Below are 20,402 nucleotides of genomic sequence, written 5' to 3' on the forward strand. Positions count from 1 at the left end.
AAAGGAAGCCTCCAATGGACACTAAACTGCTCGACATCCTGGCCTGCCCGATCACCAAGGGCCCGCTCAAGCTCAGTGCCGACAAGACCGAGCTGATCAGCAAGGGCGCCGGCCTGGCCTACCCGATCCGCGACGGCATTCCGGTCATGCTGGAAAGCGAGGCGCGCACCCTGACCGACGACGAGCGTCTGGACAAATGAGCCTGGACTTCACCGTGGTGATTCCCGCCCGGTTGCGCTCCACACGGCTCCCAGGCAAGCCGCTGCTGCCGATTGCCGGCAAGCCGATGGTGCAACACGTGTGGGAGCAGGCACGCAAAAGTGCCGCGAGCCGTGTGGTTATCGCCACCGATGACGCCAGTATCTTCGAGGCCTGCCAGGCGTTCGGCGCCGAAGTGCTGATGACCCGCGCCGACCATGAATCGGGCACCGACCGCCTGGCCGAAGTGGCTGTGCACCTGGGCTTGCCGGCTGATGCCATCGTGGTCAACGTGCAGGGCGACGAGCCGCTGATCCCGCCGGTGATCATCGACCAGGTGGCGGCCAACCTGGCTGCGCATCCAGAGGCCGGCATCGCTACTCTGGCCGAGCCGATCCATGAGCCGGAAACCGTGTTCAACCCCAATGCAGTCAAGGTGGTGAGCGACAAGAACGGACTGGCCCTGACTTTCAGCCGTGCGCCGCTGCCGTGGGCCCGCGATGGCTTTGCCAGCGACCGCAATGTGCTGCCCGAAGGCGTGCCGTATCGCCGCCACATCGGCATGTACGCCTACCGCGTCGGCTTTCTGCAGAACTTTGTCGGTTGGGGCCCATGCTGGCTTGAACAGACCGAAGCGCTGGAGCAACTGCGTGCCTTGTGGCACGGCGTGCGCATTCACGTCGAGGACGCCATCGAGGCGCCAGCCGTAGGCGTTGATACCCCTGAAGACCTGGAGCGCGTACGGCGCTTGCTGGAGGCTTGATGCGCGTTTTGTTCGTGTGCCTTGGCAACATCTGCCGCTCGCCCACCGCCGAAGGCGTGCTGCGCCATCAATTGCAGGCCGCCGGGCTTGCCGACCGGGTGCACGTGGCCTCTGCCGGCACCGGCGACTGGCATGTTGGCAAGGCGCCAGACAGCCGCACCTGCAAGGCAGCGCTGGCACGTGGTTACGACCTCTCAGCGCAGCGTGCCCAGCAGGTCAAGGCAGCGCATTTTGCCGAGTACGACCTGGTGCTGGCCATGGACGAGAGCAACCTGCGCGACCTGCGCGCCTTGCGCCCGCCCACTGCAGCGGGCGAACTCGACCTGTTCCTGCGCCGCTATGGCTCAGTGCTGGATGAAGTACCTGACCCTTACTACGGTGGCGCCGATGGCTTCGAGCAGGTGCTCGACCTGGTCGAGGCGGCGTGCCAGGCACTGGTGCTGGAAATCAAGGGCCGCCTATGACAGTGCAGTGGCAGGAGCAGGTTTCGCTCAAACCCTTTAACACCTTCGGCATCGACGTGAAGGCGCGTTTTTTCAGCCAGGCCCAGGATGATCAGCAGGTGCGACAGGCGCTGTGCCAGGCGCAGCAGCGAGGTCTGCCGGTGCTGGTGATCGGCGGCGGCAGCAACCTGCTGCTGACCCGCGATGTCGATGCACTGGTGCTGCACATGGCCAGCCGTGGCTGCCGCGTGCTCAGTGACGATGGCGAACACATCGTGGTCGAGGCCGAGGCCGGTGAGCCGTGGCACCCGTTCGTGCAGTGGACACTGGCGCAGGGCTATTGCGGGCTGGAAAACCTCAGCCTGATCCCCGGTACGGTGGGCGCCGCGCCGATGCAGAACGTGGGCGCCTACGGGGTGGAGATCAAGGACGTGTTTGCCGGCCTGACGGCCCTGGACCGTGAGACTGGCGAACTGCATGACTTTGGTTTGGCAGAATGTGCCTTCGGTTATCGCGACAGCCTGTTCAAGCGCAACCCCGGGCGCTGGTTGATCCTGCGCGTGCGTTTTGCCTTGAGCCGCACCCTGCAGGCCCACCTGGACTATGGTCCGGTGCGTCAGCGCCTTGCGGAGCAGGGTGTAGCCGAACCGACCGCGCAGGCGATCAGTAATGCCATTTGCAGCATTCGCCGCGAAAAGCTGCCAGACCCGGTGGAGCTCGGCAATGCCGGGAGTTTTTTCAAGAACCCGGTGGTGTCTGCGGAGCAAGTCGAGCGTATTCGTGCGAAACACCCGGCAGTGGTGGCTTATCCCCAGGCCGATGGTCAGGCGAAGCTGGCGGCGGGCTGGCTGATCGAGCAGGCGGGGTGGAAGGGCCATCGTGATGGCGATGCGGGCGTGCATCGCTTGCAGTCGCTGGTGCTGGTGAACTACGGCCAGGCGAGCGGGGCGCAGATGCATGCGCTGGCGCGGCAGATCCAGGCGGATATCCTGGAGCGGTTCGGGGTGGAGCTGGAGATGGAGCCTAACCTTTACTGAGGCGGTGCAGATGCCGCTCCTACAAATGCGGCAGCCAGCATTGACATTAAGCGTCAAGCCAAGAAAAAGCCCCGCCAGTTTGCACTGGCGGGGCTTTTTCATTCAGCCTTGGCTATCAACCGTGATGAGGCTTGTGCTCATCGGCGGCTTCCAGGGCGGGTTCCTGGGAGGCTGCAGCAGCTTCCTGGGCTGCTTTGGCAGCGGCCTCGGCCTCACGCTTGCGGCGGCGCACTTCACGCGGGTCGTTCGGCGCGCGGCCGTTGGCCAGCATGACAGTGGCAGGTTCTGCCTCAACCGGGGCTTCGACTTGCGCAGGCTCGACCACCACAGGGGCAGGCTCGGCCACCACTTCTGGCTGGGCTTCGACAACCGGTGCAGGCTGCTCGGCAGCTGGAGCGGTGTCAGTCACGGCCGGAGCCTGTTCGATTTCACCCGCTTCGACGGCAGGCGCTTCAACAGGTGCCTCTGCGATGATCGCAGGCTCGGCTGCAGGTGCTTCGTCAACCACTGGCTGCGGAGCAACTTCGACCACTGGCTCGGCAGTGACCTCGGCCACGATTACCGGCTGGCTGACAGGCTGCTCGACCACTGGGGCCACGGCAACTTCTTCAGCCTTGGCGACGGCCTCGACCTGCTCGACCTTTTCAGCTTGCTCGGCCGGCTGGGCGGCCTCGCGGTTGTCGGCCTCTGCAGCGGTAGCGACTTCGGCGGTGGCACGTTCGGCCTGCTGGTTGGCCTGGGCTTCGGCGTCGGCGCTGATGTTGCTGCTGGCAACAGTGGCAGTCACGGCGAGGCCGGCGGCCAGTTCGGCACCCAGCTCGGTGGCCTTGTGCTGTTGTGGCTGCTCTTCGCTGCCTTCGTCCTCTTCGCCACCGTCGATCAGCTCGCCATTGGCGTTGCGCTGGCGCTCACGACGGTTACTGCGACGACGCTGACCACGGGAGCGGCGGCGCGGGCGCTCGCCATCGGTGCCTTCCTGTTCGTCTTGCAGCAACTCTTCGTTCGGCAGTTGCTCTTCGGCCAGTTCGGCAGCCTGCTCGGCCGCTTCTTCCGCTACACGTGGCTGGCGCTCTTCGCGCGGTGGGCGCGGGGCACGTTCTTCGCGAGGTGCGCGTTCTTCACGCGGAGCACGTTCTTCACGTGGGGCGCGATCTTCACGAGGTGCGCGCTCTTCACGCGGGGCACGTTCTTCGCGAGGTGCGCGCTCTTCACGCGGGGCACGTTCTTCGCGAGGTGCGCGCTCTTCACGTGGAGCACGTTCTTCACGGGCTACACGCTCTTCACGTGGCTGACGCTCTTCGCGTTCGGCTGGCGGGGTGGCATCCAGCGGCTCGCGCAGCTCGCGTACGCGTTCTTCGCCACGGTTGCTGCGGCGGTCTTCGCGCGGCTGGCGTGGGGCGCGTTCTTCGCGCGGTGCACGCTCTTCGCGTGGGGCGCGATCTTCACGTGGTGCACGTTCTTCGCGTGGGGCGCGATCTTCACGTGGTGCACGTTCTTCGCGTGGTGCACGCTCCTCACGTGGCTGGCGTTCTTCGCGCGGGGCGCGCTCGGCACGTTCTTCACGCGGCTTGCGCTCTTCGTCACGGCGGCCGTTGCGGTTGCGGCTCTGCTGACGGCCGTTGCGGCGCTCTTCGTTGCGCGGGCTGCGCTCGGCAGCCGGTTTCTCGGCGACGACCGGGGCAGCAGCAGGTTCTTCCTTGCCGGCGAACAGGCTGACCAGCGACTTCACCAGGCCTTTGAACAGGCTTGGCTCTGGGGCGCTCGGGGCTGGGGCAGCCGGGGCGACAGCCTGTGGCTCTTCAGCAGCCGGTACTGGCGCACTGGTGCGGGCCGGTGCGGTCTTGACCGCCGCTTCCTGGCGAACCAGGGTGCGGGTGGCGGTCTGCTGCGGTGCCTCTTCGGTCTCGGTGGCGGCGATCTCGTAGCTGGACTGGTTGTTCAGCACTTCCGGGTTGTCGTCGCGCAGGCGCTGGACTTCGAAGTGCGGGGTTTCCAGGTGATCGTTCGGCAGGATGATGATGCGTGCGCGGGTGCGCAGTTCGATCTTGGTGATCGAGTTACGTTTCTCGTTGAGCAGGAATGCGGCCACCGGGATCGGCACTTGTGCGCGTACTTCGGCGGTGCGGTCCTTCAGGGCTTCTTCTTCGATCAGGCGCAGGATGGCCAGCGACAGCGATTCGACGTCACGGATGATGCCTGTGCCGGAGCAGCGTGGGCAGACGATGCCGCTGCTTTCGCCCAGCGATGGGCGCAGGCGCTGACGGGACATTTCCAGCAGGCCGAAGCGCGAAATGCGGCCGACCTGAACACGGGCACGGTCTGCCTCCAGGCACTCGCGTACGCGCTCTTCCACGGCACGCTGGTTTTTCGCCGGGGTCATGTCGATGAAGTCGATGACGATCAGGCCGCCAATGTCACGCAGGCGCAGCTGGCGGGCGATTTCCTCGGCCGCTTCCAGGTTGGTCTGCAGGGCGGTTTCTTCGATGTCGCTGCCTTTGGTGGCCCGCGCCGAGTTGATGTCGATGGACACCAGGGCTTCGGTCGGGTCGATCACGATCGAACCACCGGACGGCAGGTCGACCACGCGCTGGAAGGCGGTTTCGATCTGGCTTTCGATCTGGAAGCGGTTGAACAGCGGTACGCTGTCTTCGTACAGCTTCACCTTGCTGGCGTACTGCGGCATTACCTGGCGGATGAAGGTCAGGGCTTCTTCCTGGGCATCGATGCTGTCGATAAGCACTTCGCCGATGTCCTGGCGCAGATAGTCGCGGATAGCGCGGATGATGACGTTGCTTTCCTGATAAATCAGGAATGGCGCAGCGCGGTCCAGGGACGCTTCCTTGATGGCAGTCCACAGCTGCAGCAGGTAGTCGAGGTCCCACTGCATTTCTTCGCTGCTGCGGCCAAGACCGGCAGTGCGCACGATCAGGCCCATGTCGCCCGGCACGGTCAGGCCGTTCAGGGCTTCGCGCAGTTCGTTGCGCTCTTCGCCTTCGATGCGGCGGGAGATGCCGCCGGCACGTGGGTTGTTGGGCATCAGCACCAGGTAACGACCTGCCAGGCTGATGAAGGTGGTGAGGGCTGCGCCTTTGTTGCCGCGCTCTTCCTTCTCGACCTGGACGATGACTTCCTGGCCTTCGCTGAGCACTTCCTTGATGTTCACCCGGCCTTCGGGGGCTTTCTTGAAGTATTCGCGGGAGATTTCTTTCAGCGGCAGGAAGCCGTGACGTTCGGAACCGAAGTCGACGAAGGCGGCTTCGAGGCTGGGTTCGATGCGGGTGATCTTGCCTTTGTAGATGTTGGCCTTTTTCTGCTCGCGCGCACCAGACTCGATGTCCAGGTCGTAGAGGCGTTGGCCATCCACCAGGGCTACACGCAACTCTTCGGGTTGAGTTGCGTTAATCAGCATTCTTTTCATGTTGTACCGTCGGTTTCCGGGCTGCCGGAAACGGCGTTCGGCACACACGACTTCTCATGGTCGGTGCCAAGGTGCGCAAAGGGTGGCCGGGCCACCCCCGTGTCGAGCGACGTTCGGCACCAGCCAGTTGCCCAGCCTGCCGTTGTCGCGACGACGCGTCCTGTTTGCTGCGGTGCCAACAAGGCCCCGGTGGCTTCGAATGGAGATCGAATCAACCAAGCGGGCCTTGTGCACTCAGTCAGGAGGAGGAATCAACCTTCAGCCGTGGACGCCCGGGGGCATCTGTTCAGGACCTTATCCGCTCGCCAGCCGTCAGTGGGCTGGTGGCCGGACGCGGTGCTACACGGTCCGAGGGCTGTGCATCTCCACCCTGCACGTATCCCTGATAATTCGGGTGCTGCCGCGCGCTGAATCCGCAACGGGTTGCATTTTTCGCCACTGCAGGTACTGCACTGGCGCCATTCATATCCAAGGCAGGTATTTCCGAAGCATTCGCCGTGCGTTGCGTGGAAGCGACGGGGCGGGCAGAGGGGCTGCGAAAAGAATCGGGTAAGCAGGTGAAACACCGCGCTTGTCGTTTTTTTTCGGTCTTCTCTACACGGCGCTGGTGGCGATTCCAGGCAATTCGGTAAACTGGCGAACACCCCGTAGGACGGCCTCGCGTCCTGGAGAATTGCGTTGGTCAGGGCCGGCTGAAAGCCTGTTGCCGCTGGCCTGCCGCTTTTGGCGGCGTTCGCGACTATAGCAGCAATGATTAAGTGCTTCAATTCCATAAAAAATTGTTATGATCCCGCAATGACGACCAATACCCCTCCGACTTCCGGCGTTCAGCTGATCGAAGTCGCGCCGGAGCTTGCCGGCCAACGCATTGATAATTTCCTCATCACGGCCCTCAAGGGCGTGCCCAAAACGCTGGTCTACCGCATCCTGCGCAAGGGTGAAGTGCGGGTGAACAAGGGTCGGGTAAAGCCTGAGTACAAGATCCAGGCCGGCGACATCGTGAGGGTGCCGCCCGTCCGCCTGCCGGAGCGTGACGAGCCGGCACCGGTGGCCCAGGGCCTGCTGCAGCGCCTTGAGGCGGCCATTGTCTACGAAGACAAGGCGCTGATCGTGATGAACAAGCCGTCCGGCATTGCCGTCCATGGCGGTAGCGGCCTGAGCTTTGGTGTGATCGAGGCACTGCGCCAGCTGCGCCCGGACGCCAAGGAGCTCGAACTGGTGCACCGCCTGGACCGCGACACCTCTGGCCTGCTGATGATTGCCAAGAAGCGCAGCATGCTGCGCCACTTGCATGCCGCCCTGCGCGGTGACGGGGTCGACAAGCGCTATATGGCGCTGGTGCGCGGCCACTGGCCGACGTCGAAGAAGCAGGTGAATGCGCCGTTGCTCAAGAGCAACCTGCGCTCCGGCGAGCGCATGGTTGAAGTGAACGAAGAGGGCAAGGACGCGTTGACCCTGTTCCGCGTGCTCCGCCGCTTTGGCGAGTTCGCCACCATTGTCGAGGCCCGTCCGATCACGGGGCGTACCCACCAGATTCGCGTGCATACCCTGCATGCGGGGCACATGATTGCCGGTGACAGCAAGTACGGTGACGAAGACTTCAGCCGCGAAATTCGCGAGCTGGGGGGCAAACGCCTGTTCTTGCATGCCTATGCGCTGACTGTGCCGCTGCCGGATGGTGGTGAGCTGAAGCTTGAAGCGCCTGTGGATGAAGTCTGGGCGAAAACCATTGAACGTCTGAGTGCGTCCTGATCCATGAAGAAAGGCTATGAGCTACTGATCTTCGACTGGGACGGTACCCTGGCCGATTCTATCGGGCGTATTGTCGAGGCCATGAATGCCGCCGCCGAGCGTGCCGGCGAGGTCGCCAGCCGTGAGGATGCGGTCAAGGGCATCATCGGTCTGGCCCTGGGTGAGGCGATCCATACCCTGTACCCGCACCTGGCACCTGCGCAGGTCGACAGCTTCCGTCAGCACTATGCTGATATCTACATGGCGCTGGATCAGCAGCCTTCGCCACTGTTCGAGGGCGTGGTCGAGTCGCTGGATGCCTTTCGTGCCGAGGGTTACCGCCTGGCGGTGGCTACGGGCAAGGCGCGTCGCGGGCTGGACCGGGTACTCAAGGCCAATGGCTGGGAGCAGTTCTTCGACATCACCCGTGCTGCCGACGAAACCCGTGGCAAGCCGCACCCGCTGATGCTCGAGGAAATCCTCGGCCATTGCGGCGTCGAACCGGCGCGTGCGCTGATGGTCGGAGATTCGGCATTCGACCTGCAGATGGCCAGCAATGCCGGGATGCATTCGGTGGCGGTGGGCTATGGTGCCATGCCGCTGCAGGCGCTGGCCGAGTTTGGTCCGCAGGTGTGCATCGATCATTTTTCCCAGCTGCGCGAGTGGCTGGGTGGTTCCGCAATTCCACTTCCAAGGTAGGTAAGCATGGCAGACGAATGGAAAGCCCCCGAGGCCGAACCCGAGGAGCGCGAAGGGCGCAAGAGCTGGCAGCTGCTGGAAAAGACCTTGCTGGCCAGTGTGCAGGAGCAGCGCCGGGCGCGGCGCTGGGGGATCTTCTTCAAGCTGCTGACTTTCATCTACCTGTTCGGCTTCCTGGCGTTGTTCACGCCGCTGATGGATTTCGACAAGGCGGCATCGCGCAGTGCCAGCCATACCGCGCTGGTCGAGGTGCGCGGGGTGATTGCCGATCAGGAGGCCGCCAGCGCGGACAATATCGTCAAGAGCCTGCGCGAGGCGTTCAAGGACAGCAAGACCAAGGCGGTGGTAATGCGCATCAACAGCCCGGGTGGCAGTCCGGTGCAGGCGGGTTACGTGTACGACGAAATCCGCCGCCTGCGTGCTGAATACCCGGCTATCAAGCTGTATGCAGTCATCGCCGATCTCGGCGCTTCTGGTGCCTATTACATTGCCAGTGCGGCGGACGAAATCTACGCCGATAAAGCCAGCCTGGTGGGCTCCATTGGTGTGACGGCGGCCGGTTACGGTTTTGTTGGCACCATGGAAAAGCTGGGCGTGGAGCGGCGCGCCTACACCTCGGGTGAGCACAAGGCCTTCCTTGATCCGTTCTCGCCTGAAAAGCCCGAAGAAACCCGGTTCTGGCAGGGTGTGCTGGATACCACGCACCAGCAGTTCATTGCCATGGTCAAGCAGGGACGTGGCGAACGCTTGAAGGACAAGGAACATCCTGAGTTGTTCAGCGGCCTGGTCTGGTCGGGCGAGCAGGCCAAGGCGCTGGGCTTGGTGGATGGGCTGGGCAGTGCCAGCTATGTGGCACGTGAGATTGTTGGCGAGAAGGAGCTGGTGGACTTTACCGTTCAGGAATCGCCTTTCGATCGCTTCTCCAAGCGCGTAGGTGCCAGCGTGGCTGAGCACCTGGCGATGTGGATGGGGTTCCAGGGGCCGCAGTTGCGTTGAGTTCGGCGTGCATTTTGCGGTGCCTGTGAGATCGAGCGCCGTCCGTGCGGCGCTTCGCGGGGCAAGCCCGCTCCCACATTTGTTTTGGGCCGTTCAGTCCTGAGCCATTGGTGCGCGCCCCCTTGGAGGTACGACGCGATATCGTGTCATGCGCCAAAGGGTCCGCGCGCCAATGGTGACAGGAGAAATTGGCCTGAAACAGATGTGGGAGCGGGCTTGCCCCGCGAAGCGCCGCGCGGGCGGCGCTCGGTCTCACAGGCGCAGAAAATCTCGAGCCAGGCTCAAGGGACAACCACCCCCTCCCGGGTCAACATATCCACCAACCGAATCAACGGCAGCCCGATCAGGCTGGTCGAATCGCACCCATGGGTCCTCTGAAACAAACTCACCCCCAGCCCCTCCGCCTTGAAGCTCCCCGCGCAATCCAGTGGTTGTTCCGCCGCCACATAGCGTTCCACCCGCTCGCGGCTCAGCTCGCGCATCGTCACGGTAAACGGCACGCAATCCACCTGGCAGTGCCCGGTGGCGCTGTTCAGCAGTGCCAGCCCGGTCAGAAAACTCACCTGCTGACCGCTGCACTCCAGCAGTTGCTCGCAAGCCCGCTCGAAGGTGTGCGGCTTGCCCAGTACCTGTTCGCCCAGCACCGCAACCTGGTCCGAGCCGATGATCAGGTGCCCGGGGTGGCTGCCCGCCAATACCTCGGCCTTTTGCCTGGCCAGTCGGCGCACCAGGTCCACGGCGGGCTCGTCATCCTGTCGCTGTTCGTCTATATCAGGGCTTGCCCAGGTGAAGGGCAGGCGCAGGCGTGTGAGCAGTTCGCGGCGGTAGGCAGAGCTGGAAGCCAGTAACAAAGGAAGCATGGTAGACTCCGGGTTCGGTTGAACCAATCCTATCACGCACGATGCCGCCTAATTTCCTTTGACAGGGGCGGGGGGCATCCCTAGAATGCTGCGCCTATGTTGAATGACCCGATTCCACCTCACGTTGACCCGCGCAAATTAGCCGATCGTGGCGTAACCCTTAACGGTTCGCTGCAACTCGCTGATTTGGAAAGACTCTGCGACCCGCTTTCCGACAATGTCGGTACGGTGCAGGCGAAGTTCGATTTTGAACGAGATGAGCAGCACGTAGTGGTTATCCACACCGAGCTGAACGTCGAGGTCAAGATGGTTTGCCAGCGTTGTCTTGAGCTGGTCACCCTGCCGATCTACAGCGAATGTACATACGCTGTGGTGAAGGAGGGTGCGAATACCCAGTCGTTGCCGAAAGGCTATGACGTGCTGGAACTGGGCGAAGATCCTTTGGATCTGCAGGCATTGGTCGAGGAAGAGCTTCTGCTCGCCTTGCCAATCGTGCCTGCTCACCATCCGGAAGAATGCCAGCAGCCGGCGGGCGCAGACGAGCCCGAATCGAGCAAGGACGAGGTATCGCGGTCCAACCCGTTCAGTGTTTTGGCGCAGTTAAAGCGTGACCCAAACGTTTAGGAGTTAATCAATTATGGCTGTTCAGCAGAACAAAAAATCCCGCTCTGCCCGTGACATGCGCCGTTCGCACGACGCCCTGTCGGAAAACGCGCTGTCGGTAGAAAAGACCACCGGTGAAATTCACCTGCGTCACCACGTTTCGCCAGAAGGCGTATACCGTGGTCGTAAAGTGATCGATAAGGGCGCTGACGAGTAATCCTTGTCTGCTCAGATCATCGCGATCGACGCAATGGGCGGGGACTTCGGTCCCCGCAGCATTGTCCAGGCTAGCATTGCCTGCCTTTCGGCTACCCCCTCGCTGCACCTGACCCTCGTCGGTCAACCCTCCCTCCTAGAAGATCTTGTCAGTGGCCTTGCAGCTGCGGATCGCGCGCGCCTGCAGATTGTCGCCGCCAGTGAGGTGATCGGTATGGACGAGCGGCCATCGCAGGCGCTACGCGGCAAGCCGGACTCGTCGATGCGCATCGCCCTCGAACTGGTGCGCGACGGCAAGGCCCAGGCCTGCGTCAGTGCCGGCAACACCGGGGCGCTGATGGCGCTGTCACGCTTCGTGCTCAAGACCTTGCCGGGTATCGATCGGCCAGCCATGGTGGCGGCGATTCCCACCCAGGCGGGTTACTGTCAGTTGCTCGACCTCGGCGCCAACGTCGACTGCAGTGCAGAAAACCTCTATCAGTTCGCGGTGATGGGCTCGGTGGCCGCCCAGGCCCTGGGTGTGCATCGGCCGCGTGTGGCATTGCTTAACATCGGCACCGAGGACATCAAGGGTAATCAGCAGGTAAAGCTGGCGGCCACGCTGTTGCAGAACGCTCGCGGCCTCAACTATGTCGGTTTCGTCGAAGGGGATGGCCTGTACAGGGGTGAGGCGGACGTGGTGGTGTGCGACGGTTTTGTCGGCAACATCCTGCTCAAGTCCAGCGAGGGCTTGGCGACGATGATCGGTGCGCGCATCGAAAAACTGTTCAAGGGCGGTGCTTTTGCCCGGGTTGCCGGGGTCATGGCCATGCCGTTGCTCAAGCGCCTGCAGGCCGACCTGGCGCCGGCGCGGCACAACGGTGCGAGCTTTCTGGGGTTGCAGGGTATCGTCATCAAGAGCCATGGCTCGGCCGGCGTGCAGGGCTTCCAGAGCGCCATCCAGAGGGCGTTGATCGAAATTCAGGAAAACCTGCCGCAGCGCCTGCATGGCCGCCTTGAAGATTTGTTGCCTTAGGCATTTCGCCGATGAAGTGCTTAAATGTGACCGCTTGGTCTGCGTATTCATCCAAGTTTTCAGATTCTGCGTCCAGCCCACGGCTCGGCGCACCTCATTCGACGACAAGATCATAAGGGCTTGTTCAATGTCTGCATCCCTCGCATTCGTCTTCCCCGGTCAAGGTTCCCAGTCCCTGGGCATGCTCAAGGAACTGGGCGCCGAAAAGCCGGTGATCGTTGAGACCTTCAAGGAGGCCTCCGACGCTCTGGGTTACGACCTGTGGAAGCTGGTCCAGGAAGGCCCGGAAGAACAACTCAATCAAACCGACAAGACTCAGCCTGCGATCCTCACCGCTTCCATCGCGCTGTGGCGCCTGTGGCTGGAGGAGGGCGGCGCCACGCCGGCTTTCGTTTCTGGTCACAGCCTGGGTGAATACAGCGCCCTGGTTGCCGCAGGCAGCCTGTCGCTGAAAGATGCCGTGCGCTTGGTCGAGCGTCGCGGCCAGCTGATGCAGGAAGCCGTCCCGGCCGGCCATGGCGCCATGGCCGCAATCCTCGGCCTGGATGACGCCGTGGTGGTCGAGATCTGTGGTAGGGCGGCCGAAGACGAAGTGGTTAGCGCGGTGAACTTCAACTCGCCGGGCCAGGTTGTGATTGCTGGCAACAAGGCTGCGGTGGACCGTGCCATGGAGCTGTGCAAAGAGGCTGGTGCCAAGCGCGCCCTGCCACTGGCGGTCAGCGTACCGTCGCACTGTGCCCTGATGAAGCCGGCCGCCGAGCGTTTCGCCGAGAACGTGAACGCCATCGAATGGAAGGCGCCACAAATTCCGGTGGTGCAGAACGTCACCGCTGCCATTGCCCCTGACCTCGATGCCCTCAAGCATGACCTGCTGGCACAGCTGTACCAGCCTGTGCGTTGGGTCGAGTGCGTGCAGACCCTGGCTGCCAACGGTGCGGTCAACCTGGTCGAGTGCGGCCCGGGCAAGGTCCTGGCTAGCCTGAACAAGCGTTGCGCCGACGGCGTGACCACCTACAACCTCAATACCCCTGACGCCGTTGCCGCCACCCGCGCGGCACTGGCCTGATTTGGAGAAGCTTGCATGAGCCTGCAAGGTAAAGTTGCACTGGTCACCGGCGCCAGCCGTGGCATTGGCCAGGCCATCGCCCTCGAGCTGGGCCGCCAGGGCGCGACCGTGATCGGTACCGCCACTTCGGCCTCCGGCGCCGAGCGTATTGCTGCCACCCTGAAAGAGCACGGTATCACCGGCACCGGCATGGAACTGAACGTGACCAGCGCCGAATCCGTTGAAACTGTTTTGGGTGCAATCGCCGAGCAGTTTGGCGCGCCGGCCATCCTGGTCAACAACGCCGGTATCACCCGCGACAACCTCATGCTGCGCATGAAGGACGACGAATGGTTCGACGTGATCGACACCAACCTGAACAGCCTCTACCGTCTGTCCAAGGGCGTGCTGCGTGGCATGACCAAGGCACGTTGGGGTCGTATCATCAGCATCGGCTCGGTCGTCGGTGCCATGGGTAACGCGGGCCAGGCCAACTACGCCGCCGCCAAGGCTGGCCTGGAAGGCTTCAGCCGCGCCCTGGCGCGTGAAGTGGGCTCGCGTGGCATCACCGTAAACTCGGTGACTCCGGGCTTCATCGACACCGACATGACCCGCGAGCTGCCAGAAGCGCAGCGTGAAGCCCTGCAAACCCAGATTCCGCTGGGCCGCCTGGGCCAGGCCGACGAAATCGCCAAGGTGGTGTCGTTCCTGGCGTCCGACGGTGCAGCCTACGTGACCGGCGCTACCGTGCCGGTCAACGGCGGGATGTACATGTAACACTGCAACTCAATGTGACGGATTTCGTAAAAAAAGAGTCATACTGCGAGCCTAAAATCCGTTATAAAGCTGCAACCAGATTCCAGGCAGCGGGTAGGGTGTCTAGCCTGAGAGTGCGTTTAGCTTGAAAAGCGAACGTCTTTCTATAAAATTAGCCACCGGCCAGCTGCCTGACATATATCCATTAGGAGTGAAAACTAGGTATGAGCACCATCGAAGAACGCGTCAAGAAAATCGTCGCCGAGCAACTGGGCGTGAAGGAAGAGGAAGTGACTAACGAGAAGTCCTTCGTCGATGACCTGGGTGCCGATTCGCTTGACACCGTTGAGCTGGTGATGGCTCTGGAAGAGGAATTCGAGACCGAAATCCCTGACGAAGAAGCCGAGAAAATCACTACCGTTCAAGCCGCTATCGACTACGTCAACAGCCACAAGGCCTAAGACGCTGTAGTCGTCGCTACTTGACGAGAAAAACCGCACTGCCTTTGCCGGCGTGCGGTTTTTTCTTTGCGAACGTGCTGCTTTTTGGCGAGCCGGCTTCGCTCACCGCGCACCAAGAGCCTGTTGCCATTCCATTCCAGCGCTTGAATGTAATCGCAAGAGACTCTGTTATTAGAAAAGGAGAGTACTGTGTCGCGTAGACGCGTCGTGGTCACCGGTATGGGTATGCTGTCGCCACTGGGTACCGATGTACCGAGCACCTGGCAGGGCATTCTGGCTGGCCGCAGTGGCATTGGTCCGATCGAACACACGGACCTGTCTGCTTACTCCACCCGTTTTGGCGGCTCGGTGAAAGGCTTCGAGGTTGAGCAATACCTGTCGGCCAAAGAGGCCCGCAAGCTTGACCTGTTCATCCAGTACGGCCTGGCGGCCGGTTTCCAGGCGGTGCGAAATGCCGGCCTGGAGGTTACCGACGCCAACCGTGAGCGCATTGGCGTGGCCATGGGCTCGGGAATCGGCGGCCTGACCAATATCGAGGAAACCAGCCGTACGCTGCACGATTCGGGGCCGCGTCGCATTTCCCCGTTCTTTGTGCCGGGCTCGATCATCAACATGATCTCCGGGTTCCTGTCGATCCACCTGGGCCTGCAGGGGCCGAACTACGCCATTGCCACCGCCTGCACCACCGGCACCCATTGCATCGGCATGGCAGCGCGCAATATCGCCTACGGTGAAGCTGACGTGATGATTGCAGGTGGCGCAGAGATGGCTGCCTGTGGCCTGGGCATGGGCGGTTTCGGTGCCTCCCGTGCGCTGTCCACCCGCAACGACGAGCCAAGTCGGGCCAGCCGCCCGTGGGACAAGGGCCGTGACGGCTTTGTATTGTCCGACGGTGCCGGTGCCCTGGTACTCGAAGAGCTGGAACACGCCAAGGCCCGTGGTGCGACCATCTATGCCGAGCTGGTTGGCTTTGGCATGAGCGGCGACGCCTACCACATGACTTCGCCACCCGACACCGGCGAGGGTGCTGCCCGCTGCATGGCCAACGCCTTGCGCGATGCCGGTATCCAGCCGGAAGAGGTCAGCTACATCAACGCCCACGGTACCTCGACCCCTGCGGGCGACGTGGCCGAAGTGGCCGCGATCAAGCGCGTATTCGGTGAACATGCCTACAAGCTGGCTGTCAGTTCGACCAAGTCGATGACCGGCCACCTGCTGGGCGCCGCAGGCGCGGTGGAAGCGATCTTCAGTGTGCTGGCGATCAACAGCCAGATGGCCCCGCCCACCATCAACCTGGACGAACCGGACGAAGGTTGCGACCTCGACTTCGTGCCGCACCAGGCGCGCAGCATGCCGATCGACGTGGTGCTGTCCAACTCGTTCGGCTTCGGTGGCACCAACGGCTCGCTGGTGTTCCGCCGGTTCGCCGGTTGATGCAGAGCTGGGTCGATGGCCAGCCTGCGGTTGCAGTCAACCTGCAGAACCGCGGCCTGGCCTACGGCGATGGGCTGTTTGAAACCATCGCTGTGCGTGGTGGCCAGCCCCGCTTGCTGGAAGGCCACCTTGCACGCCTGGCGCTGGGTTGCCAGCGCCTGGCGCTCAGCGCCGACCTGGTGCTGGTGCGCGACGAACTCCTGCGCTATGCCAGCCAGCTCGGTGACGGTGTAGCCAAACTCATCCTTACCCGTGGTGACAGCCAGCGTGGCTATGCGCCGGTTGCCGGTGCTGCGCCGCGGCGAATTCTGCAGGGCAGCCCGTTACCCGGCTATCCTGTCGAGCATGCCGAGCAGGGCGTGCGCTTGTTCCTGTGCCAGACCCGGCTTGGGGAACAACCGCTGCTGGCCGGCCTCAAACACCTCAACCGCCTGGAGCAGGTGCTGGCCCGTGCCGAATGGCAGGACAGCGACCATGCCGAAGGCCTGATGCGTGACGGGCAGGGCAGGCTGATCGAAGGGGTGTACAGCAATCTGTTCCTGGTGCGCGATGGCGTGCTGTTCACTGCCGACCTCAGCCGTTGTGGTGTGGCCGGGGTGATGCGTGCGGCACTGCTGGAACAGGCCGCGCTGCTGGGCATTCCGGCGCAGGTATGTGACCTGCCGTTCGACGCGTTGGAGCAGGCAGATGAAGTATTTGTTTGCAATAGCGTTTACGGCATCTGGCCCGTGCGAGGCGTAGCCGCGCTAAACTGGTCGCCTGGCCCGCTCACCCGTAAACTGCAGGCCGTTGCCCGTACGTTACTGGAAACCTGAATTCGTGAGACGTAAATTCCTGCTACTGCTGGAAATGGGCCTGATCATTGCCGGGTTGGCGCTTGGCTGGTCGGCCTGGAAGGTCAACTCGGTCCTTGAGCAGCCCTTGCACGTGACGCAGGAGCGCCTGCTCGACGTGCCCAATGGCACCAACCCAAACCGCATGTTCTATCGCATGGAGCAAGAAGGTTTGCTGGACGACGCCGTCTGGTTGCGCTTGTACTGGCGCTTCAACATGGCAGGCACTGCCCTGCACACAGGCGAGTATCGCCTTACCCCAGGCATGACGGTCGAACAGTTGTTCGACGCCTGGCGCCGGGCCGACGTGGTGCAATACAACCTCACCCTGGTGGAAGGCTGGACCTTCCGTCAGGTACGCTCGGCCGTGGCCAAGCATGAAAAAATCAAGCATACCCTGGACGGCCTGTCGGATTCCGAGGTGATGGACAAGCTCGGCCATACCGGTGTGTTCCCGGAAGGGCGCTTTTTCCCGGACACCTACCGCTTTGTACGTGGCATGAGCGATGTCGAGCTGCTGCAGCAGGCCTACATGCGCCTGGACGAAGTGCTGGCAAAGGAATGGGCCGAGCGCACCACCGACCTGCCGTATCGCGATCCGTACCAGGCGTTGATCATGGCGTCGCTGGTGGAAAAGGAAACCGGTATCCCCCAGGAGCGTGGGCAGATTGCCGGTGTATTTGTGCGGCGCCTGCGCCTGGGCATGATGCTGCAGACCGATCCGACGGTGATCTACGGCATGGGTGAGCGGTACAACGGCAAGATTACCCGCGCCGATCTGCGCGAACCGACACCCTACAACACCTATACCATGACGGGGTTGCCGCCCACGCCGATTGCCATGGTCGGCCGTGAAGCGATTCACGCGGCGCTCAACCCTTCCGATGGCACCAGCTTGTACTTCGTCGCCCGCGGCGATGGCAGCCATGTGTTCTCCGACGACCTCGACGACCATAACTCGGCGGTGCGTGAGTTCCAGCTCAAGCGACGTGCAGGCTACCGCTCCAGCCCCGCACCGCAGCAAGAGGCACAGCCGGGTACTGACGACGCCCAGCCCCAGGTGCCTGCAACTGACGAGCCGGCTGCGCAGCCATCACCCGAAGCGCCGCCTGCGCAGGATGCCCCTGCGGGTGGCGCGCAAGCGGCCGAACGGCCGACGCCTGACGAACAACATTAAGGACTGCCTGTGAGCGGCTTGTTTATTACGCTGGAAGGCCCCGAAGGTGCGGGCAAGAGCACCAACCGCGACTACCTGGCTGCACGCTTGCGCGAGCAGGGCCTGGATGTCGTGCTGACCCGTGAGCCGGGTGGTACGCCGCTGGCCGAAAAAGTGCGCGAGCTGCTGCTGGCCCCCACCGATGAAAGCATGGCGGCCGACACCGAACTGTTGCTGGTGTTCGCGGCGCGCGCCCAACACCTCGCGCAGGTAATCCGCCCGGCGCTGGCCCGCGGCGCCGTGGTGCTGTGTGACCGCTTCACCGACGCTACCTATGCCTATCAGGGCGGTGGGCGCGGTTTGTTGGTCGAGCGCATCGCCACCCTGGAGCAATTCGTCCAGGGTGACCTGCGCCCGGACCTGACCTTGGTTTTCGACCTGCCAGTGGAAGTGGGCTTGGCCCGTGCTGCCGCCCGCGGCCGCCTGGACCGTTTCGAGCAGGAGGGCCAGGCGTTCTTCGAAGCTGTACGCCAGGCTTACCTGCAGCGCGCCCAGCGCGAGCCGCAGCGCTACAGCCTGCTCGATGCCGCACAATCGCTGGAGGCCGTGCAGCGCGCTATCGATGTGCTACTCCCGGCGATTGTGGAGCGTTGCCGTGGCTGACGCCTACCCCTGGCAGCAGGCTATTTGGCAGCAGCTGGCCGGCCGCAGCCAGCACGCGCACGCCTACCTGCTGCACGGGCCGCAGGGTATCGGCAAGCGGGCCATGGCCGAACGCCTGATGGCCCGCCTGCTGTGCCAGCAGCCCCAAGGGCTGGATGCCTGCGGCGGGTGCAAGGCCTGCATGTTGCTCAAGGCCGGCAGCCACCCGGACAATTTTGTGCTTGAGCCTGAAGAGGCCGACAAACCGATCAAGGTCGACCAAGTGCGCGAGCTGGTGGCGTTCGTGGTGCAAACTGCGCAATTGGGTGGGCGCAAGGTGGTGCTGATCGAGCCTGTCGAGGCGATGAACGTCAACGCCTCCAACGCGCTGCTCAAAAGCCTCGAAGAGCCATCTGGCGACACGGTGCTGCTGCTGGTCACGCACCAGCCCAGCCGCTTGTTGCCGACTATCAAGAGCCGCTGCCAGCAGGTGGCGTGCCCGCAGCCAAGCCTGGCCCAGAGCCAGGCCTGGCTGGCGGGTGCGTTGCCTGACAGTGACGAGGCCGAGCGTGACGAGCTACTGACGCTGGCTGCCGGTTCGCCATTGATGGCGGTCAGCCTGCAGGCACAAGGTGTGCGCGAGCAACGTGCGCTGGTTACTGACGGGGTGAAGAAGCTGATCAAGCAGCAGCAATCGCCCAGCCAGTTGGCCGATGCCTGGAACGGCGTGCCACTGCTGTTGCTGTTCGACTGGTTCTGCGATTGGTCGCATCTGATCCTGCGCTACCAGTTGACCCAGGACGAGGAGGGGTTAGGCTTGGCTGATATGCGCAAGGTGGTGCAATACCTGGCGCAGAAGAGCCGCCAGGCCAAGGTGCTGGAGGTGCAGGCCTGGATCCTGGAGCAGCGTCAGAAGGTGCTGGGCAAGGCCAACCTCAACCGCGCCCTGCTGCTCGAATCGCTGCTGGCTCACTGGCTGCAACTGCCCGGTACCCGCTGATTTTCACTTTTTCATGTGTGTCGTCATCCTATGCTCGTAGATTCCCATTGCCACCTCGACCGTCTTGACCTGAGCGCCCACCAGGGCTCCCTCGATGCCGCTTTGCAGGCAGCGCGTGAGCGTGGGGTCGGTCATTTTCTGTGTATTGGCGTCAGTGCCGAAAACGCCGGTGCCGTGAAGGCGTTGAGCGAGCAGTACGCCGATGTCGATTGCTCGGTGGGCGTGCACCCGCTTGACCTGGCGCCGGGTGAAACCCCGGCGCTGGAATGGTTGCTGCGCGAACTGGCCCACCCCCATGTGGTGGCGATAGGCGAAACCGGGCTGGATTACCACTATGAGCCGGAAGCTGCCGAGCTGCAGCAGGCTTCGTTCCGCCTGCACCTGGAAGCCTCGCGGCAGACCGGCAAGCCGGTCATCGTGCACACCCGGGCGGCACGTGCCGATACCCTGGCGCTGCTGCGTGAAGCCAACCTGCCACAGGCTGGCGTGCTGCATTGCTTCACCGAAGACTGGGAGATGGCCAAGGCCGCGCTGGACCTGGGGTATTACATCTCGCTGTCTGGCATCGTAACCTTCCGCAACGCCGATGCCCTGCGTGAAGTGGCTCGGCAGGTGCCGGTCGATCGTTTGCTGGTCGAGACCGATTCGCCGTATCTGGCACCCATTCCGTACCGTGGCAAGCCGAACCTTCCGCAGTATGTACGGGAAGTGGCTGAGTATGTGGCTTCGTTGCGGGGCGCCAGTTATGACCAACTGGCTGAGCAGACTACTGCCAACTTCAAGCGGTTGTTCCCGTTGGCGCGGGTGGCCTGATGGCCCACGAGCCTGAGTGCTCTTGCTCTTGCTCTTGCTCTTGCTTCGGCTTTGGCTTCTAAGCGCGCGGTAGCTCAGGCAACGCAGATTGCGACTTCAGGAGGCCAAGCGCAGGGCTTGCGGAGGGAGGTGACGGGCATGGATGCCCGTCAAGCGCTGGGCCCCAGGATGGGGCCTGCAGCGCGGTCCTCCCGGGAGCAAGCCCGGAGCGAGGGGACCCCGGAGCGCAGCGTAGGGGCCGGATGATGGGAGCGCAGCGTTTTTTGGTTACTTTTTGTCGCGT

21 protein-coding genes are annotated in these 20,402 nt (G+C 63.0%); 19 read left to right on the top strand and 2 right to left on the bottom strand.

Annotation, left to right across the window (positions count from 1 at the left end; genetic code table 11):
* Nucleotides 1–14 precede the first annotated feature (14 nt).
* Genes CKW35_RS26165 through murB form a run of 4 tightly spaced genes read left to right on the top strand, consistent with a single transcriptional unit; the run spans nucleotide 15 to nucleotide 2,441 of the window.
* Nucleotides 15–200 (top strand): Trm112 family protein, encoded by a 186-nt coding sequence (locus CKW35_RS26165; protein ID WP_003247142.1) that lies wholly within the window; start codon nucleotides 15–17, stop codon nucleotides 198–200.
* Nucleotides 197–961 carry a 3-deoxy-manno-octulosonate cytidylyltransferase gene (gene kdsB, locus CKW35_RS26170; protein ID WP_095117215.1) on the top strand — a complete coding sequence of 255 codons (765 nt, stop codon included), beginning with the start codon at nucleotides 197–199 and terminating at the stop codon, nucleotides 959–961. Before CKW35_RS26165 ends, kdsB begins: the two co-directional genes overlap by 4 nt.
* Nucleotides 961–1,425, top strand: a complete 465-nt coding sequence (locus tag CKW35_RS26175; RefSeq protein ID WP_023048424.1) for a low molecular weight protein-tyrosine-phosphatase — start codon at nucleotides 961–963, stop codon at nucleotides 1,423–1,425. Before kdsB ends, CKW35_RS26175 begins: the two co-directional genes overlap by 1 nt.
* Nucleotides 1,422–2,441: a UDP-N-acetylmuramate dehydrogenase gene (gene murB / locus CKW35_RS26180; RefSeq protein ID WP_016485479.1), complete on the top strand. Its 1,020-nt coding sequence runs from the start codon at nucleotides 1,422–1,424 to the stop codon at nucleotides 2,439–2,441. Before CKW35_RS26175 ends, murB begins: the two co-directional genes overlap by 4 nt.
* A gap of 115 nt (nucleotides 2,442–2,556) precedes the next feature.
* Here murB and rne read toward each other — a convergent pair whose 3' ends face one another.
* Nucleotides 2,557–5,859, bottom strand: coding sequence for a ribonuclease E (rne, locus tag CKW35_RS26185; protein ID WP_016485480.1), 3,303 nt, complete (start codon nucleotides 5,857–5,859; stop codon nucleotides 2,557–2,559).
* Between the two features lie 795 nt (nucleotides 5,860–6,654).
* Here rne and rluC point away from each other — a divergent pair.
* The 3 genes from rluC to CKW35_RS26205 are packed head-to-tail and all read left to right on the top strand — an operon-like array spanning nucleotide 6,655 to nucleotide 9,285.
* Nucleotides 6,655–7,611 carry a 23S rRNA pseudouridine(955/2504/2580) synthase RluC gene (gene rluC / locus CKW35_RS26195; protein WP_024718201.1) on the top strand — a complete coding sequence of 319 codons (957 nt, stop codon included), beginning with the start codon at nucleotides 6,655–6,657 and terminating at the stop codon, nucleotides 7,609–7,611.
* 3 nt (nucleotides 7,612–7,614) lie between these two features.
* Nucleotides 7,615–8,289: an HAD family hydrolase gene (locus CKW35_RS26200; protein ID WP_016485482.1), complete on the top strand. Its 675-nt coding sequence runs from the start codon at nucleotides 7,615–7,617 to the stop codon at nucleotides 8,287–8,289.
* A gap of 6 nt (nucleotides 8,290–8,295) precedes the next feature.
* Complete coding sequence (locus tag CKW35_RS26205; protein ID WP_016485483.1) at nucleotides 8,296–9,285, top strand: S49 family peptidase; 990 nt, start codon at nucleotides 8,296–8,298, stop codon at nucleotides 9,283–9,285.
* A 281-nt stretch (nucleotides 9,286–9,566) separates the two neighbouring features.
* On the opposite strand, the gene CKW35_RS26210 is transcribed toward CKW35_RS26205, so the two are convergent.
* Nucleotides 9,567–10,145 (bottom strand): nucleoside triphosphate pyrophosphatase, encoded by a 579-nt coding sequence (locus CKW35_RS26210; RefSeq protein ID WP_023048422.1) that lies wholly within the window; start codon nucleotides 10,143–10,145, stop codon nucleotides 9,567–9,569.
* A gap of 96 nt (nucleotides 10,146–10,241) precedes the next feature.
* On the opposite strand from CKW35_RS26210, the gene CKW35_RS26215 reads away from it, so the two are divergent.
* The 12 genes from CKW35_RS26215 to CKW35_RS26270 all read left to right on the top strand — a co-directional run bounded on the left by CKW35_RS26215 (nucleotide 10,242) and on the right by CKW35_RS26270 (nucleotide 20,119).
* The gene (locus tag CKW35_RS26215; RefSeq protein ID WP_016500896.1) at nucleotides 10,242–10,769 is read left to right on the top strand and encodes a YceD family protein; all 528 of its coding nucleotides are present in this window, start codon (nucleotides 10,242–10,244) and stop codon (nucleotides 10,767–10,769) included.
* Nucleotides 10,770–10,782: 13 nt separating this feature from the next.
* Nucleotides 10,783–10,965 carry a 50S ribosomal protein L32 gene (gene rpmF / locus CKW35_RS26220; protein ID WP_016485486.1) on the top strand — a complete coding sequence of 61 codons (183 nt, stop codon included), beginning with the start codon at nucleotides 10,783–10,785 and terminating at the stop codon, nucleotides 10,963–10,965.
* 3 nt (nucleotides 10,966–10,968) lie between these two features.
* Complete coding sequence (gene plsX / locus CKW35_RS26225; protein WP_023048420.1) at nucleotides 10,969–11,979, top strand: phosphate acyltransferase PlsX; 1,011 nt, start codon at nucleotides 10,969–10,971, stop codon at nucleotides 11,977–11,979.
* Between the two features lie 127 nt (nucleotides 11,980–12,106).
* On the top strand, nucleotides 12,107–13,045 hold the full coding sequence (gene fabD / locus CKW35_RS26230; RefSeq protein WP_095117217.1) for an ACP S-malonyltransferase: 939 nt from the start codon (nucleotides 12,107–12,109) through the stop codon (nucleotides 13,043–13,045).
* Between the two features lie 15 nt (nucleotides 13,046–13,060).
* A complete protein-coding gene (gene fabG, locus CKW35_RS26235; RefSeq protein WP_016485489.1) occupies nucleotides 13,061–13,801 on the top strand; it encodes a 3-oxoacyl-ACP reductase FabG in 741 nt (246 codons plus the stop codon).
* A gap of 203 nt (nucleotides 13,802–14,004) precedes the next feature.
* Entirely contained in the window at nucleotides 14,005–14,241 is a 237-nt protein-coding gene (acpP, locus tag CKW35_RS26240) for an acyl carrier protein (RefSeq protein ID WP_008096410.1), read from the top strand.
* 189 nt (nucleotides 14,242–14,430) lie between these two features.
* Nucleotides 14,431–15,675, top strand: a complete 1,245-nt coding sequence (gene fabF / locus CKW35_RS26245; protein ID WP_012271164.1) for a beta-ketoacyl-ACP synthase II — start codon at nucleotides 14,431–14,433, stop codon at nucleotides 15,673–15,675.
* A complete protein-coding gene (pabC, locus tag CKW35_RS26250) occupies nucleotides 15,675–16,490 on the top strand; it encodes an aminodeoxychorismate lyase (protein WP_070086992.1) in 816 nt (271 codons plus the stop codon). The genes fabF and pabC overlap by 1 nt, the downstream gene beginning before the upstream one ends.
* Before the next feature lie 4 nt (nucleotides 16,491–16,494).
* A complete protein-coding gene (mltG, locus tag CKW35_RS26255) occupies nucleotides 16,495–17,685 on the top strand; it encodes an endolytic transglycosylase MltG (protein WP_023048962.1) in 1,191 nt (396 codons plus the stop codon).
* Between the two features lie 9 nt (nucleotides 17,686–17,694).
* A complete protein-coding gene (gene tmk / locus CKW35_RS26260; RefSeq protein WP_023048963.1) occupies nucleotides 17,695–18,327 on the top strand; it encodes a dTMP kinase in 633 nt (210 codons plus the stop codon).
* Nucleotides 18,320–19,306, top strand: a complete 987-nt coding sequence (locus CKW35_RS26265; protein ID WP_016485493.1) for a DNA polymerase III subunit delta' — start codon at nucleotides 18,320–18,322, stop codon at nucleotides 19,304–19,306. The genes tmk and CKW35_RS26265 overlap by 8 nt, the downstream gene beginning before the upstream one ends.
* 30 nt (nucleotides 19,307–19,336) lie before the next feature.
* Nucleotides 19,337–20,119 (top strand): TatD family hydrolase, encoded by a 783-nt coding sequence (locus tag CKW35_RS26270; RefSeq protein WP_016485494.1) that lies wholly within the window; start codon nucleotides 19,337–19,339, stop codon nucleotides 20,117–20,119.
* Nucleotides 20,120–20,402: the final 283 nt, after the last annotated feature.

It is taken from the genome of Pseudomonas sp. Irchel 3F3 (assembly GCF_900187545.1).
GTDB lineage: Bacteria > Pseudomonadota > Gammaproteobacteria > Pseudomonadales > Pseudomonadaceae > Aquipseudomonas > Aquipseudomonas fortuita.